The sequence below is a fragment of the Dietzia sp. HMSC21D01 genome (assembly GCF_001815995.1).
Taxonomy (GTDB): Bacteria; Actinomycetota; Actinomycetes; order Mycobacteriales; family Mycobacteriaceae; genus Dietzia; species Dietzia cinnamea.
Genome location: NZ_KV823606.1, coordinates 1 through 1,110, shown reverse-complemented (window position 1 = coordinate 1,110; position 1,110 = coordinate 1). Strand labels below are relative to the sequence as shown.

2 protein-coding genes are annotated in these 1,110 nt (G+C 68.7%); both read right to left on the bottom strand.

Annotated elements, in window-relative coordinates; genetic code table 11:
- Positions 1-735, bottom strand: a 735-nt coding sequence (locus HMPREF3086_RS00360; protein ID WP_070719674.1) for an ABC transporter ATP-binding protein, incomplete at its 3' end; no start/stop codon positions are given.
- Positions 732-1,110 (bottom strand): iron chelate uptake ABC transporter family permease subunit (locus tag HMPREF3086_RS00355; RefSeq protein WP_141763927.1); only part of this gene is annotated, 379 nt, incomplete at its 5' end. The genes HMPREF3086_RS00360 and HMPREF3086_RS00355, both read right to left, overlap by 4 nt.

The following is a 1,110-nucleotide window of genomic DNA, read 5'->3' as shown; positions in this document are numbered from 1 at the left end:
GACGATGTCGCCGTGGACGCCGAACACCTCATCGAGGAGCTCGGCGGTGAATACGTGGAGAGGCGGTCCGTAGGCGACGATCCGGCCGTCGTCCACGACGGCGACAGAGTCGAAGTAGCGCAAGGCCAGGTCAAGGTCGTGGATGGCGGCCACGACTGTGGAGCGCAGACCCTCGAGCGCGTCCATCAGGCGCAGGCGCCAGGCGGCATCCAGGTGATTGGTGGGCTCGTCAAGCATCAGCAGCGGGGTGCGCTGGGCCAGTGTTCGAGCTAGTACCACGCGGTGGCGTTCACCACCGGACAGTCGCGTGCAGGACTGTTCGCCGCGGCCAGCCAGGCCGACGGCCTGCAGTGCCTGCTGGACGATGTCCTTTTCGCCCTCCTCCCCCAGCGCCCAGGGTGTGCGGTGGGGCGTCCGGCCGAGCGCCACGGCTTCTGCCAGGGTGAGCTCAGCCGAGGGAGCTTCCTCCTGGCCTTGAACAGCGATCAGGCGTGCCCGCTGCCGAGACCGCATCCTGTGTACGTCGGCCCCGTCGACGGTCACCGAACCCGACACCGGGGCATCCAGTCCGGCCAGCACCCTGAGCAGTGTCGATTTGCCCGCGCCATTGGGGCCGACCAGAGCGAGCCGGGACCCGGCCGGGACATCCAGGTCGACACCGGAGACGATGACCCTTTTCCCCCTGGCGCAGGTCAAATCGTCGGCGACCAGGTGCACCCCGCTCGCCGGGGTCATGAGGCGTTCCCGAAGGTGTAGGCACGACGCCCCATGAGCAGCAGGAAGATCGGGGCGCCGATGATCCCGGTGACGATGCCCAACGGCATCTCCTGAGGGGCGGCCACCACCCGGGAGACCACGTCCACCCACACCAGGAACAGTGCGCCCGCCGCAGCGGCCACCGGGAGCATGGCGCGGTGAGTGGAACCGACAACCAGTCGGGCAGCGTGCGGGATGATCAGGCCGACGAACCCGACTCCCCCGGCCACGGCGACCAGCACCCCGACCAGCAAGCCCTGGAACAGAAACAGCCCGATCCGCAGAGCACGGATGGGCACCCCCAGCGAGGCCGCTGTGTCCGAACCTGTGGCGTAGGCATCGAGCCACGAATGC